Raw genomic sequence first — 14,779 nt, 5'->3', positions numbered from 1 at the left:
GCCCTGCAACCTCCCCCAGGCGCCACGCCGGCGCCGGATGGCGGTATCGGCAACGCCCGCGCGCTGGCCGACCGTGGGCAGCTCACCCAGGCCGCCGCCGCATGCCAGGCCATCCTGGCGGCCGCGCCCCATTCGCCGGCCGCAGCGGAAGCGTATTTCATCCTGGGCATGCTGCGGGAACAGGCGCACGATGTGAAAGAAGCGGAACAATTCTGGCGCCGCTGCATTTATCTGCAGCCCGACCATTATGAAGCCCTGTGCCATCTGGCGCTGCTGGCCGAACAGCAAGGCGACATGGATGGCGCGGCCACGCTGAAAGCACGGGCGCGCCGTATTTACCAGCGCAGCAATGCAGCGAGAATTGAATCATGACGGTGGAACAGACCATGACAGATTGCTGGAACCGCATCGGTGTACGCGGCGACCACAGCTGCGAATTGCTGCAACAGCATATTCACTGCCGCAACTGCGGCGTTTACAGCCATGCCGCGCAAATGAATTTGCAGCGTGCGGTGGGCAGCGGCTACCAGCGCGAATGGGCTGAACATTTCCGCCAGCCGCCCGGCGCCGATGCCGGGCACGATAGTTCCAGCATGGTGTTCCGCATCGGCGATGAATGGCTGGCGCTGCCCACGTCGATGTTTGTGCTGGTGGCGCCCCATGCCTTGCCGCACAAGCTGCCGCACCGGGATGCGCGGGGGCTGGCCGGCATCGTCAACGTGGGCGGCAAGCTGTATCCGTGCATTGCGCTGGCTGAACTGCTGGGGATTTCCGCTGCGTTGACAGTCCCCCGCACGGGCCGCCATACGTTTGCCCGCCTGCTGCTGGTGCAATGGGAACAGCAATCCTATGCGCTGCCGGTGGCGGACTTGTACGGCATCGTACGCTACGCATCGGCCGGCGTGCAAACGCCGGCGGCCACCATCAACAAGGGCTTGCAGCGCTTCCTCACCGGCGTCATCGAACATGACGGCATGATGATAGGCTGCCTGGACGCGGGCTTGCTGGGCCACCAATTTGCGAGGAGCCTGCGTTGAGCAACGAACACCATGGCGACTTGAGCCAGTTTTCCATGCTGGAGCTGTTCCGCATGGAAGCGGATACGCAAACCATGATCTTGACGGATGGCTTGCTGGCAGTCGAACGCACGGGCGCCGATGCGTCGTCAGTCGAGCCCATGATGCGCGCGGCCCACTCGATCAAGGGGGCGGCAGCCATTGTCGGGCTGGACGCCGTGGTGCAGTTGGCGCATGCCATGGAAGATGCATTCATTGCAGCCCAGCATGGCAAGCTGAAGCTGACGCCGAACCGGGTCGATGTGCTGCTGGCCGGCGTGGACCTGGTGCTGCAAGTGTCACGCCTCGATGATGCCGGTGTTGCGCCATGGCTGGCCGCCAACGGCGTCCAGTTCCAGAACACGCTCGATGCCATACGCGGCATTGCATTCTTGCCAGAGCCGCTGGATTTGCCGCCGCCCGCCTTTGCCGTGCCGCAGGCGCCAGCGGCGCCGATCGCACCGCCCCCGCCAGCCCCCGCCGGCACGGAAGCGCCCGCAGCCGTACCGGCATGGGAACCGGATGCCGCCGGCACACAGCAAGGGGAAGAAGGCGACGACCCCACATCCGCCCCTGGCAACCGCCCTGTGCCGGCCAAATCCACACAAGTGTTTGACCGCATGCTGTCGCTGGCCAGCGAAGCGCGTATCCATGCGCACCAGATGCATCCGCTGCTGCAAGCCATGCAGCGCTTCAAGCGCAACCAGGCCAGCCTGCACACGCTGATCGAGCAATTACATGAAGCGATTTCCTTCAGCACGGACCCGGCGCTGAAGGAAAAATCGCTGCTGGCGCTGCAAAAAGCCCAGCCGCTGAAGCAATTCGTGCTGGAACACATTGCCGACTTTGAAAACTGGGAACGCAAGCTGCTGAACGTGTCGCAAAACCTCGTCGATGAAGTGCTGGCCATGCGCATGCGTCCATTCCGCGACGGCGTCTTGCATTTCCCCCGCATGGTGCGCGACCTGGCCCGCAGCCTGGGCAAGGATGTACAGCTGCACATCGCCGGTGAAGATACGCTGGTTGACCGCGACATCCTGGCCCGCATTGAAAGCCCGCTGAACCACATCTTGCGCAATGCTGTCGATCACGGCATGGAGGAACCGGCCATCCGTGCCGCGGCCGGCAAGCCGCCATGCGGCACCGTGGTGATGGAAGCGCGGCACCGGGCCGGCATGCTGTCGATAGAAATCCGCGATGACGGACGGGGCGTTGACCTGGAAAAAATCCGCCGCACCGTGGTGGAGCGCAAACTCGCCAGCGCTGCGATGGCGCAATCGATGTCGCAGGCGGAATTGATGGAATTTCTATTCCTGCCCGCCTTCAGCCTGAAAGAAAATACCACGGAAATTTCCGGCCGCGGCGTCGGCCTTGATATCGTGCACGACACGATCCGCGACCAGAATGGCACGGTGCGCATTGAATCGGAACTGGGCATAGGCTTTACCACCCACATCACGTTGCCGCTGACGCAATCGATCGTGCGTGCGCTGGTGGTCGACATCAAGGGTGAAGCGTATGCCGTGCCTATCGTCAAAGTCGAGCGCGTCGTAAAAGTGCAGCCGGGCGCCATCCACACATTGGAAAACAAGCAATTCTTTGAGCACGAAGGCGAACATTTGGGCCTGGTTTCCGCGGCACAGGTGCTGGAACTGGGGGACAGCACGCCGGCGGAAGAGGAATTGCCGGTCGTCGTGATCGGCACGGGTGCGCGCCGCTATGCCATCGTCGTGGACGCCATCCGTTGCGAAGAAAGCCTTGTCGTGCAAGCAATCGACCCGATCTTCGGCAAGATGCGCGACATTTCCGCAGCCGCCCTGTTGGACAATGGCGAGCCTGTGCTGATCCTCGATATCCCGGATGTGCTGGTATCGATCGACAAATTGCTGCACGAGGGCGCATTGCGCCAGCTGGGCCACGCAGGCCACCTGGAGCGGCGCAAGATGAAGCGCATACTTGTGGTCGACGATTCGCTGACGGTGCGCGAAATGGAACGCAAGCTGCTGGCCGGGCGCGGCTTCGAAGTCGACGTTGCCATCGACGGCATTGATGGCTGGAACGTGGTGCGCAGCGGGGAATACGACCTCGTGATTACCGACGTCGACATGCCCCGCATGGATGGCATCGAGCTGGTATCGCTGATCAAGAAAGACATTCATTTGCACAAGCTGCCCGTGATGATCGTGTCGTACAAAGACCGGCCGGAAGACCGCGCGCGCGGCATGGCGGCCGGCGCCGACTATTACCTGACCAAAGGCAGCTTCCATGACGAGACATTGCTGGATGCAGTCGCAGATTTGATCGGAGACGCGCTGAAATGAAGATCGGAATTGCCAACGATGTAGCCATGGCGGCAGAAGCACTGCGCCGCGTGGTGGCCAGCACGGCCGAACACCAGGTCGTGTGGATCGCCCGCACCGGCGTGGAAGCCGTCAGGCTGTGCACGGAAAACCGCCCCGACCTGGTGCTGATGGATTTGAACATGCCGGGACTCGATGGCGTGGAAGCAACGCGGCGCATCATGGATCAGAGCCCATGCGCCATCCTCGTGGTCACGGGTCGGCCGCAAGACAGCGTCAATCAAGTATTCCGCGCACTGGGCGCCGGCGCGCTGGACGTCACGGCCACGCCCATGTTGCAGGGCAAGGCGGACGGCGCGGCGGAATTGCTGGCCAAGATCCGCACCATGGATAAATTGATACGCCACAGCGGCGGCACCCAGTCGCTGCTGCCGCGCAGCCCCACGCAAGCGCCGGAAGCGCGCGACACGGGCGCCACGCGGCTGGTGGCGATCGGCGCCTCGACTGGCGGGCCGGTCGCGGTTTCCAAAATCCTTGCGGGATGGGCCCCGCCGCCCGGCTGCGCGATTGTCGTGGTGCAGCACATCGATGAAAACTTTGCCGACCATTTCGCCCGCTGGCTGGGCGAGCAGCTGACCATCCCAGTGCGCGCCATCGATGACGGCGACAGCCTGGCGCCGGGCGTGGTGCTTGTAGCCAAAAGTAACGACCATCTTGTACTGGATAAAGACTATCGCTTGAGTTACGATGCAGCACCAAGGGATTACGCCTATCGTCCATCCGTCGACGTGTTTTTCCGGTGTGTGGCACGCTATTTTCGCGGCGATGCTGTAGGTGTTCTACTTACAGGCATGGGCCGCGATGGCGCCGAAGGCTTGCTGGCCATGCGCCGGGCCGGGCAAACCACCATCGCGCAAGACCAGGCCACCAGCGCGGTATATGGCATGCCGCGCGCAGCCGTCGAACTGGATGCCGCGCAGATGATACTGCCGCTGGATAAGATTGGGCCGATGATACGTAGTACGACCGGCAGCCGCAGTTGAATTCATCTGGCGAGTGGCCGGCGCATAACCACAGAGATTTGCATGTCCGATACCACGTTGCCCCGGAACGCCGCGCAAGCGGATGCGGAATCCGGCCTGACGGCTTTCAAGGTCCGCGTTTTGCTGGTCGACGACCAGCTCATCATTGTTGAAGCCGTGCGCCGCATGCTGAGCGAACAGGCCGACATTGAATTCCACTACGTGACCGACGCCAGCCTGGCGGCACAGGCAGCGGCCCAGCTGCACCCGACCGTTATCCTGCAAGACCTGGTGATGCCGAATGTCGATGGCTTTGCCCTGATCAAACAATACCGCGACGATGAAACACTGCAGCACGTGCCGGTTATCGTGCTGTCGGCCAAGGAAGACCCGAAACTCAAGGCGCACAGCTTTGCCGTCGGCGCCAACGATTACATCGTCAAGCTGCCCGACAAACTGGAATTGCTGGCGCGCGTGCGCTATCACTCGAATGCCCATATCAGCCGGTTGCAGCGCGACCAGGCATTCCGCTTCTTGCGCGAAAGCCAAAAGCAGCTGGCCGATGCCAATATTGAATTGCAAAAGCTGGCCGCGCTGGATGGCTTGACGGGGATTGCCAACCGCCGCCGCTTCGACGACGTCATGCGCGTGGAATGGCAGCGTGGCCAGCGCGACCGCCAGCCGCTGTCGCTGCTGATGTGCGATGTTGACTTTTTTAAACTGTACAACGATGCCTATGGCCACCTCAGCGGCGACTTGTGCCTGAAGAAAGCAGCGGCCGTGCTGACGGAACACTTGAAACGCCCCGCCGACCTGGCGGCGCGCTACGGCGGCGAAGAATTTGCCATCGTGCTGCCCGATACGCCGCTGGCCGGCGCCATCCTCGTGGCAGAAGAATGCGTGCGCCACCTGGAAAACTTGCGCATTGCGCACAGTGGCTCGCAGCATGGCGTGGTGACGATGTCGATCGGCGTGGCCAGCGTGCTGCCGACGCCGGAATCGAGTGTGGACGAGTTGATTGCCGCGGCGGACAAGGCGTTATACGCAGCCAAGCATGGCGGGCGCAACCAGGTGCAGGCGGCGCCCTCCGCCGTGTAATCAGACAAATACCGGTTCAGGTTCCAGCACGACGCCGTACTTTGCGTTGACGTCGGACTGGATGGCTTGCGCCAGCGCCTGCACGTCCGCCCCCGTGGCCCCGCCCCGGTTCACCAGCACCAGCGCCTGCTTTTCATAGACGCCGGCCTTGCCCAGCGAGCGCCCTTTCCATCCGCACTGGTCGATCAGCCAGCCGGCCGCCAGTTTTTCCGTGCCGTCTGCCTGGCGGTGGTGCACCAGCGCCGGGTATTGCGCCAGCAACCGCTCGCACGCGTCGGCCGACACCACGGGATTCTTGAAAAAGCTGCCTGCATTGCCAATGTCGGCCGGATCCGGCAATTTACGGCGCCGCACGGCAATCACGGTGTCCGCCACGTCGCGCGCCGACGGCGTGGCGATCCCCTGCGCCGCCACGGCCTGCGCCAGCTCCGCATAGCGCACATTCGGCGTCCACGCCTTCGGCAAGGCAAACGTCACGTCCACGATGATCAGATTCCGCCCTGCCTCTTGCTTGAAGATGCTGTCGCGGTAGGCAAAGCGGCACGCTTCGCGGTCCATCGTGACGAATTGGCCCGACGACGGGTCAAATGCTGTCAGGCTATGGAAATAATCCTTGGTTTCCGCGCCATACGCGCCAATATTCTGGATCGGCGCTGCGCCGACGGTGCCGGGAATCAGCGACAGGTTTTCCAGGCCCGGCAAGCCCTGATCCACAGTCCACTGCACGAAGGCGTGCCAGTTTTCACCGGCGGCGGCGCGCACGTGGTGGTGGGTATCCGTCCCTGTCAGCACTGCGCGGCCTTGCAGCGCCATGTGCAGCACCAGCCCGTTGAAATCCCCCGTCAGCAGCACGTTGCTGCCGCCGCCCAGCACCAGGCGCGGCATGGCGGCCAGCACAGGATCGGCCAGCGCAGCCTGCAGTTGTTCAGCGTTTTCGATGCGCAAATAGCGTTTGGCGCGGGCTTCAATGCCGAAAGTATTGAGTGACGTAAGGGGAAAATCCGGGACGATTGAGAGATTTACTTGCATGGCAGACCGAGTATTTTGGTCAATTATAGTGCCAACCTGCCAAAAACGACCGAGCGTTCGGTCCGTTGTCCGTTAAAATGGCACATCTTTGCACCGGGGGTCCCTGGCGCAGCAATTAATTTGAAGTTTAAGGATTGAACATGCCGTCGTTTGATGTAGTCTCCGAAGCCGACATGATCGAAGTGCGTAACGCCGTCGATCAAGCCAACAAGGAAATCACCACCCGTTTCGACTTCAAAGGCAGCGATGCCCGCGTCGAGCAAAAAGAAAACGATTTGACCGCGTTTGCCGACTCTGACTTCCAGCTGGGCCAGGTACGCGACGTGCTGACCAACAAGCTGGCCAAGCGCAAAGTCGACGTACGCTTCCTGGATGAAGGCAAGATCGAGAAAATCGGTGGCGACAAGGTCAAGCAAGTCATCAAGGTCAAAAATGGCCTGGACAGCGAGACCGCGAAAAAAATCACCAAGGTCATCAAGGAAAGCAAGATGAAGGTGCAAGCCAGCATCCAGGGCGAAACCGTTCGTGTTTCCGGCGCCAAACGCGATGACTTGCAGGCAGCCATGCAGCTGCTGCGTAAGGATGTACCGGATACCCCGCTGGAATTCAACAATTTCCGCGACTAACCTCAGCTTCACCCTATGCACTGTTAAGCAGGGCAACGGTATCGTACCGCCCTGCTGCTTCACGTAGTTTAAGGACTGTAATGAAACGAGTTGACGACTTCCGCCTGCGTTTTGGCGACAAAGAATATGTGCCCATCATGATCGGCGGCATGGGTGTGGACATTTCCACGGCCGGACTGGCGCTGGAAGCTGCCCGCCTGGGCGGCATCGGGCATATCTCGGATGCCATGGTGGAAGACGTGTCGGACCGCCGCTTCGACACGACGTTCGTCAAAGATAAGACCAAGCTGTACAAGCACAACATCTTGAACATGGACAAGTCCAGCGTGCAGTTTGACCTGGAACGCCTGGCGGAGGCACAGCGCCTGCACATCGGCAAAACCATGGAAGCGAAGAAGGGCCCTGGCCTGATCTTCGTCAATTGCATGGAAAAGCTGACCATGAATGGCCCGAAAGAAACCCTGCGCACGCGTTTGAACGCGGCGCTGGATGCGGGTATTGACGGCATTACACTGTCAGCCGGCCTGCACTTCGGTTCGTTTGCCTTGATGGCTGAACACCCCCGCTTCCGCGACGCCAAACTGGGCATCATTGTGTCGTCCGTGCGCGCGCTGCAAATTTTCCTGCGCAAAAACGCCAAGCTGGACCGTCTGCCCGACTACGTGATTGTCGAAGGCCCGCTGGCTGGCGGCCACCTGGGCTTTGGCCTGGATGACTGGAAAGAATACGACCTGCACGCGATCACGCAGGAAATCCTCGATTACCTGAAAAAAGAAGAATTGAGCATTCCCGTGATTGCCGCTGGTGGCGTGTTTACCGGCAGCGACGCCGTATCGTTCCTGGAAATGGGTGCGGCCGGCGTGCAGGTGGCGACCCGCTTCACGGTCACCAAGGAATGCGGCTTGCCGGACAAGGTCAAGCAAGAATACTTCAAGGCCAGCGAAGAAGACATTATCGTCAATGGCGTGTCGCCGACGGGCTACCCGATGCGCATGCTGAAGCAGACGCCCGCCATCGGCGCCGGCATCCGTCCAGGCTGCGAATCGTATGGCTACCTGCTGGATGCAACGGGCAATTGCGCGTACATCAATTCGTACAACCGCGAAGTGCTGGCCAATAACGGCAGCGACAAAGGTATTTCCGTCATGGATAAGACTTGCCTGTGCACGCACATGCGCAATTTCAATTGCTGGACGTGCGGCCACTACACCTACCGCCTCAAGGACACGACGCACAAGCTGCCAAACGGCGACTACCAGTTGCTGACGGCGGAGCACGTGTTCAAGGACTATCAGTTCAGCACGGACAATACCATTGCCTTGCCTGAGAAAGAGTTCTAATTCCTTTGCGAAGCAACGTGAAATGAACTAATGCAGCACATAGTAAAAACGGCGCTTCAAGCGCCGTTTTTGTTTGCAGGACTGGCGGGATCAGCCTTCGCTGGTAATCCGCTGAATCAGCGCCCCCAGCACGTCTTCCGCCATTTCATTATCGACCTGGCACGTCCCCGCATTTTCATGGCCGCCGCCGCCATATTCCAGCATCAGTGCACCGATGTTGGTCTTCGACGTGCGGTTCAAGATGGATTTACCCGTCGCGAACACGGTGTTCTGGTTTTTCAGGCCCCACAGCACGTGGATCGAGATATTGGTGTCCGGGAACAGCGCGTAAATAATGAAGCGGTTGCCGGCAAAGATGGTTTCTTCGTTGCGCAAATCCAGCACCACGAGGTTTTTATGCACGGTGGAGCAGCGCAGGATTTGGTCTTTGCACTTTTCCGCGTGGTCGAAGTACAAATCCTTGCGCTCTTTCACGTCCGGCAAGTCCATGATTTCCGCGATGGTGTGATTACGGCAGTAATCAATCAAATCCATCATCAAGTTGTAGTTCGAGATGCGGAAGTCGCGGAAACGGCCCAGGCCGGTGCGGGCGTCCATCAGGAAGTTCAGCAAATCCCAGCCTTGTGGATTCAGCACTTCGTCGCGGTTGAAGCGGGCCGAGTCGCCTTTATCGACCGCCGCCATCATGTCGTCCCACGATGCGGGGAACGCGGCGCGGCCGCCATAGTAGTCATACACGACGCGCGCCGCGGAGGGGGCGCTTGGGTGGATGATGTGGTTGTTGCGCTCACCCGTATTGCGGATGGTTTCCGACAAGTGGTGGTCGAATGCCAGGTGTACGCCGGCCGCATACGGCAGGTTGGTCGTGATGTCCCTGTCGCTGACGGCAATTTTGCCATCTTGCATATCCTTCGGGTGCACGAACAGGATATCGTCAATCATGTCCAGGTGCTTCAAGAGCACAGCGCAGACCAGTCCGTCAAAATCGCTGCGGGTCACCAGGCGATACTTTTTTTCTGACATGAAAACACCTTTTAGTTGAGAAATAGCCTACATCCACGCATCTAGTGATTTAGATGCAATGATGAATAATACAACTCAACTCCCCGGCTTGCCCAGTGTCAGCGGCGCCAATTCGGCATCAATTTGCAACGCGGTGCGGCGCAGTGCCTGGGCGAGCCCGCGCAGACAACAGCCACGCGCGGTGCGCGGCCAGCAGCGCCAGCAAAATGGCGGATGCGATCCACATGGACCACAATGTGTGGCTGAGGAAGTGCGCGCCCCGCATTTGTTGCATCCAGCCTACGAGACCGCCAAACATCAGCGCCCATCCCGCCACGGCAGCAGCTTTGCGCACGTCGTGCGGCAGCCAGAACACCGCCAGCCCCACCATCCACAAGGCGCTCGATGCATGGCCGCCCGGCAGGCAGTGGCCTGCTTCCACCCAGCGCGGCATATGCTCCAGCAAGTGGTAATACGGCTGGTAGCCGCCATAGCGCTCCAGGTCCCACGGGCAATGCGAATGGCTGGCCCGCTTCAGCAGCGACACTACCAGCGGAATCAGCGCCGTGCACAGCGCCAGCAGGCGCACGCGCAATTGCCACCACAGCGGCAACGATTTGCCACGCCGCAGCAAGTCCCAGATCGCCGCGGCTATTGGCAGCGCTCCCAGCACCGTCAAGATAGTCTTTAAAATGCCGTGCCCGAAGCGGTCCGTCAACCACGCGTTTTGCCACGGGAATTCATGCGTGCGGAAGTCGAACATGAGGTCCGCCAGCCAGAGATCGATGCCCGTGTGGCCAACGATCAAGATCGGCAGCACCGCCAGCGCCAGTGCACTGGCCAGCAGGCGCAGCGCGCGGCCCGACAGCAGCGGGGCAACTCCTGTTTCAACCGTGGGTGCAGGCATTGAACAAGTCCAGTGCAGGGTTGTAGACAGCCGTTGTAATGTCCAGCATGCCTAATACGGAATGGAATACGTTATCGTGCGAGAACGGCTGGTTCGCGCGCGCCGCTACGCAGCGGCGGTCGATCTTGAAGCGTTCGGCATAGTGGTCCGACATCCACAGCATGAAGGGCACACTACGCTGCTCCGGCGGCGAAATGATGTAAGGCGCGCCGTGCAAATACATATTCTTTTCACCCAGCGATTCGCCATGGTCGGAAAAATACACGAGCGCCGTGTCCACGCCGGCTTCCGTGCCGGCGTGCTGCAGCACGCCGATCGCCTTATCCAGCACGTAATCCGTATACAGGATGGTGTTGTCGTATGCAGCCGTGATTTGTTCCCGGCTGCACTTTTCCAAGTCATTGGTTTCGCAAACGGGACCAAACTTGGCGAATTGGGCGGGATAGCGTTTCCAATAGGCCGGGCCATGGCTGCCCTTTTGGTGCAGCACGATGACCAGGTCGTTTTTCGCGTTGCGGATCCGGTCCGGCAAGGTTTGCAGCAGCTTTTCATCAAAGCATTCTTCATCGTTGCACAGCGGGTCACCCGCTACTGGCTGCGAAATATCTTCATAGCCGACGCGGGCGCAAACGCCCTTGCAACCTGAGTTATTGTCGATCCACACGACATCGAGTCCCGCATGCTTGAGTACGTCCAGCATGCCTTCCTGGCTTTGCGCTTTTCCATCCGAATAATTTTCACGGCCCAGCGCGGAAAACACGCAAGGAACAGATACTGCCGTGGCAGTGCCGCACGACGACACATTGCTGAAATTGATCAAGCCTGCGCGCTGCGCCAGTTGCGGATTGGTGATGCGCGGATAGTTATTCAGCGAAAAATTCATGGCGCGCGCGGTTTCGCCGACCACCAGCACCGTGACAGTACGGCGCGGCTGCCCTGCCCACGTGGCGCCACGCGACGCATCGCGGCCCAGCGGCGCCACCACGGTGGGGCGCGCCAGTTTTTGCCCAATGAAACCGTTGACAGCCTGGATATAGTTGGTCGGCGTCAGCAAGAAACGCAGTTCGCGGTGTTCGCGGAACGTCGGCGCATAACTCTTAAAGAACAGCACGAGGATGCCGGCCGCCAGCGCCAGCGACCCCACCACCATGCCCACATTGATCAGCAGGCGGCGGCCAGGGCGCGCCGCGTACGTCAATTGCAGCCGCGATACCAGCACGGCAGGCAATATCCCCAGCAGTGCAATGGTGGCCACCATTTTTACGCTCAGCAATTCCGCAGCTTCGCGCGTATCCGTTTCCACCACGTTTTGCACCATGGCTTTATCGATTTGCACGCCATACTGGTTCATGAAGTAGGCGGCTGCGGACGTCAGCACCATCAGCACCATGACGACGGGTTTGATAATGGGCTTGAAATTGACCAGGCTCAGGAAAGCGTTAAATACCAGCACCAGCAATACAAACGTGGCAGCCAGCAGCGGCACATTGCCCACGCTGAAACCGCCAGTGGCCATCAAGAAACGTTGCCAAAATGCCTGGTTATAGGCCAGCACGAGGAATGATGATGCGGCAACAGTGAACAGGGGGGCGCTGATACGGGGAGAAAAACTCACAAGCTATTCCTATGCAAAACTGCGCCTCCATTGGCGCGAGCGTGCACGATAACTTGATACGGCGCAAATCCGTGTCAGGCTTGCGTTAAGGAATCGTTAAATTAGGGAAATTCCAGAGTGAAAATGCTGCCGCCGCCGGGCCGGTCATCCAGTGCCAGCGTGGCGCCCAGGTACGAACAGATACGCCGTACCAGCGCCAGCCCCAACCCGGTGCCGGCAGAAGCGCTCGATGGCGGTGCGGCGGCCTGCCCCGCCAGCGCGGCGCGCACGGCGGCCGGCAAGCCGGGACCGCTGTCCTCGACAATGACGCGGCGGCCATCGAGCCGCACGATGATGTCGCCGTGCTGCGTGTACTGGCAGGCATTGCGCACCAGATTGCCGATCACGGCTGAGCACAATTCGCGCGGCGCCCGCACGGAAAAGGGTTCGCCCCCCTGGTATGCCAGCTTCACGGGCCGCGCTGCCAGCAGGAAGCGGTAGGTTTCCACTTCGCGCCTGGCCACGCTGTCCATATCGACGGCATCCATGTGCGCCAGGTCCGGCGCACGCGCCAGCAGCAACAGCACGTTGACGCAGCCCGCCGCATCTTGCGCGGCGCGGTAGATGCGCTCAGCCGTCGCTTGCTGGGCCGGCGCGCCACCGTTGGCCATCAATACTTCGGCCGCGCCCATGATGACGGTCAGCGGGCTGCGTAATTCATGGCTGACATCACCCGTGAAAAAGCGCTCCCGCTCGAGCACGGCGCGCAATTCATCGGTGTGGGCGGCAAAGGCGCGTGACAGCGTGCCCAGTTCATCGTTGCGGTCTTGCAGCGGCAGCTCGGCTGCACCGTTTTTTACGGCAGCCGCCAATTCTTCCACCGGCGTCACGAGGCGGCGCGCCACGTAGCCGCCCAGGAACCATGAAAATGCCAGGAACCCGACAAAACTGGTGGCAAACATCGAGTACACGAGGATCTCGACTTTTTCATAATCGCTGGTGTGGTCGACCACGACGTAATCGCCCTGCCCGTCCGTACCGGCCAGGATGTGCAGGCCGACACCATCAACGTCTTTTTCCTGCAGCCCGCCCGGCAAGCCGCGCAGCGAGCGGGGAATGTCAGCGCCGCGGTGGAAGCTCAAGCCGGCCGGCATTTCCACCGGCAGCCCTGCCGTGCTGCGCGGCGCAGCCCATTTTTCCACGTCGCGCAAACGGTTATTGACCAGGTGTTCTTCAATGCCTTCCACGGCCAGCGTGGCAATGAATGTAAAGAACAATACAAACGCCAGCGAATACAGCGTATAGCCAATGGCAATGCGGCGCTTGAGGCTATCGAGTCCGGGACTCATGGCATGCCGGCGGCGTCGTCGCCCGGCGACAGCAATTTATAGCCGATGCCGGGCACCGTGCGCAGCATGGCAAAAGGGAATGGTTTATCGAGCGCCTGGCGCAGCGCGTGCAAATGCGTGCGCAGCGCATCGCTGTCCGGGCGGTCTTCGCCCCACACTTCATGTTCCAGCGTATCGCGCGAAACCAGCCGCGGCGCTTCGCGCATCAGGCAGCGCAGCAGGACAAAGCCGGTGCGGGTCAGCGCCAATGGTTTGCCGGCCCGCGTGGCCGTGTACGTGCTGGTATCAAAGGTCAAGTCGCCCACCCGCAGCACCGTGGCGCCCTGCCCCATGCCGCGGGCGCGGCGCACCAGCGCCTTGATGCGCATTTCCAGTTCCAGCAATGAAAAGGGTTTGACGAGGTAGTCGTCAGCGCCCGCATCGAACCCGGCGGACTTGTCGGACAGCGTGTCGCGCGCCGTCAGCATGATCACGGGCGTCGAGTTGTGCAATTCATTGCGCAGCTTTTGGCATAGTTCCACGCCGTTCAGGCCGGGCAGCATGACATCGAGCACCACCGCGTCGTATTGGTGCTGGGTGGCCAGGCCCAGGCCGGTGTAGCCATTGGGCGCCGAGTCCAGCACGTATCCCCGGGGTTCAAGAAATTCGTACAGGTTGGCGACGATATCGGGGTTGTCTTCAATGATCAGGAGGCGCATGGGGCTATTTTAGCCGCATGTTCCTTAAGCTGCGCGCCAATGCATGCGTACATCGAGCGCATGATAATCGCGGCGCGGGGCGCGCCATCCGGGTCGGCAAAATAAGCGGGGACTTCGCCGATTTCCTGGAAGCCGGCGCTGCGGTAAATGTGGCGGGCGCCCTGCCATTCCGGGTGCACGATCAAGATGGCGCTGCGCAGATGGCGGTGGCGTTCGCGCATGGCAGCCAGTGCGCCATTGAACAGGCGGCTGCCCCAGCCCGTGCCGCGCAGCACGGGATCCACCACCATCGACGACACATAGATTTCTTCGCCGTCTGCGCAATGCGTGCCGGCGGCGCTGTGGTCGCGCGCAAAGTTCGCCACGGGCGCCGGTTCTTCATAGCGCCAGAATTCCGCGCACAGGTAACCGTACAAGCGGCCGCCGCCGGCCAGGACCCAGCAGCCATCGCCGCCGGCAGCCAGGCGTTCCGCAAACGTGGCTTCGGTTTCCTGGATGGCGGCAGCAAAACCTGCCCGTTCCAGGCGCATGATTTCAGCCAGGTCGCAGGGTTTCGCCTGGCGTAATTGCAAGTGTTCCATGGAGATTCCAAAAGCAAAAAACCCCGCCAGACTGAACTGACGGGGTTTTTCATATAACTAGCCTGACGATAACCTACTTTCACACTGGTTGCAGCACTATCATCGGCGCAGAGTCGTTTCACGGTCCTGTTCGGGATGGGAAGGGGTGGGACCGACTTGCTATGGTCATCAGGCTTTG

General features: G+C 60.7%; 14 protein-coding genes and 1 rRNA gene. 7 read left to right on the top strand and 8 right to left on the bottom strand.

Annotation, left to right across the window (positions count from 1 at the left end):
- The 5 genes from GM668_RS29725 to GM668_RS29705 all read left to right on the top strand — a co-directional run.
- A partial coding sequence (locus GM668_RS29725; RefSeq protein ID WP_155442593.1) for a tetratricopeptide repeat protein occupies positions 1–372 on the top strand: 372 nt, incomplete at its 5' end.
- Positions 369–1,037: a chemotaxis protein CheW gene (locus GM668_RS29720; RefSeq protein ID WP_155442592.1), complete on the top strand. Its 669-nt coding sequence runs from the start codon at positions 369–371 to the stop codon at positions 1,035–1,037. The genes GM668_RS29725 and GM668_RS29720, both read left to right, overlap by 4 nt.
- 35 nt (positions 1,038–1,072) lie before the next feature.
- Positions 1,073–3,376 (top strand): hybrid sensor histidine kinase/response regulator, encoded by a 2,304-nt coding sequence (locus GM668_RS29715; protein ID WP_155442595.1) that lies wholly within the window; start codon positions 1,073–1,075, stop codon positions 3,374–3,376.
- Complete coding sequence (cheB, locus tag GM668_RS29710) at positions 3,373–4,398, top strand: chemotaxis-specific protein-glutamate methyltransferase CheB (protein ID WP_155442591.1); 1,026 nt, start codon at positions 3,373–3,375, stop codon at positions 4,396–4,398. The genes GM668_RS29715 and cheB overlap by 4 nt, the downstream gene beginning before the upstream one ends.
- Before the next feature lie 42 nt (positions 4,399–4,440).
- Positions 4,441–5,475 carry a diguanylate cyclase gene (locus tag GM668_RS29705; protein WP_155442590.1) on the top strand — a complete coding sequence of 345 codons (1,035 nt, stop codon included), beginning with the start codon at positions 4,441–4,443 and terminating at the stop codon, positions 5,473–5,475.
- On the opposite strand, the gene murB is transcribed toward GM668_RS29705, so the two are convergent.
- Positions 5,476–6,504, bottom strand: a complete 1,029-nt coding sequence (gene murB / locus GM668_RS29700; RefSeq protein ID WP_155442589.1) for a UDP-N-acetylmuramate dehydrogenase — start codon at positions 6,502–6,504, stop codon at positions 5,476–5,478. It lies immediately after the preceding gene.
- Between the two features lie 140 nt (positions 6,505–6,644).
- Here murB and GM668_RS29695 point away from each other — a divergent pair, with 140 nt between their 5' ends.
- Together GM668_RS29695 and GM668_RS29690 are read left to right on the top strand one after the other, a co-directional pair.
- Positions 6,645–7,130 (top strand): YajQ family cyclic di-GMP-binding protein, encoded by a 486-nt coding sequence (locus GM668_RS29695; RefSeq protein ID WP_155442588.1) that lies wholly within the window; start codon positions 6,645–6,647, stop codon positions 7,128–7,130.
- Between the two features lie 80 nt (positions 7,131–7,210).
- Complete coding sequence (locus GM668_RS29690) at positions 7,211–8,470, top strand: nitronate monooxygenase (protein ID WP_155442587.1); 1,260 nt, start codon at positions 7,211–7,213, stop codon at positions 8,468–8,470.
- A gap of 90 nt (positions 8,471–8,560) precedes the next feature.
- Here GM668_RS29690 and GM668_RS29685 read toward each other — a convergent pair whose 3' ends face one another.
- From GM668_RS29685 to rrf, 7 genes are all read right to left on the bottom strand, one after another.
- Complete coding sequence (locus GM668_RS29685) at positions 8,561–9,493, bottom strand: exopolyphosphatase (RefSeq protein WP_155442586.1); 933 nt, start codon at positions 9,491–9,493, stop codon at positions 8,561–8,563.
- A gap of 118 nt (positions 9,494–9,611) precedes the next feature.
- Positions 9,612–10,379, bottom strand: a complete 768-nt coding sequence (locus GM668_RS29680; RefSeq protein WP_155442585.1) for a phosphatase PAP2 family protein — start codon at positions 10,377–10,379, stop codon at positions 9,612–9,614.
- Positions 10,360–11,994 carry a phosphoethanolamine transferase gene (locus GM668_RS29675; RefSeq protein WP_371868800.1) on the bottom strand — a complete coding sequence of 545 codons (1,635 nt, stop codon included), beginning with the start codon at positions 11,992–11,994 and terminating at the stop codon, positions 10,360–10,362. Before GM668_RS29675 ends, GM668_RS29680 begins: the two co-directional genes overlap by 20 nt.
- A gap of 101 nt (positions 11,995–12,095) precedes the next feature.
- Complete coding sequence (locus tag GM668_RS29670) at positions 12,096–13,322, bottom strand: sensor histidine kinase (protein WP_155442584.1); 1,227 nt, start codon at positions 13,320–13,322, stop codon at positions 12,096–12,098.
- Complete coding sequence (locus tag GM668_RS29665) at positions 13,319–14,020, bottom strand: response regulator transcription factor (protein WP_155442583.1); 702 nt, start codon at positions 14,018–14,020, stop codon at positions 13,319–13,321. The genes GM668_RS29670 and GM668_RS29665 overlap by 4 nt, the downstream gene beginning before the upstream one ends.
- Positions 14,008–14,601 (bottom strand): GNAT family N-acetyltransferase, encoded by a 594-nt coding sequence (locus tag GM668_RS29660; RefSeq protein WP_155442582.1) that lies wholly within the window; start codon positions 14,599–14,601, stop codon positions 14,008–14,010. The genes GM668_RS29665 and GM668_RS29660 overlap by 13 nt, the downstream gene beginning before the upstream one ends.
- A 60-nt stretch (positions 14,602–14,661) precedes the next feature.
- Positions 14,662–14,774 (bottom strand): 5S ribosomal RNA (rrf, locus tag GM668_RS29655).
- Positions 14,775–14,779 lie beyond the last annotated feature (5 nt).

It is taken from the genome of Pseudoduganella ginsengisoli (assembly GCF_009720865.1).
Lineage (GTDB): Bacteria > Pseudomonadota > Gammaproteobacteria > Burkholderiales > Burkholderiaceae_D > Rugamonas > Rugamonas ginsengisoli.
This window is presented reverse-complemented; position numbering and strand designations above follow the sequence as displayed.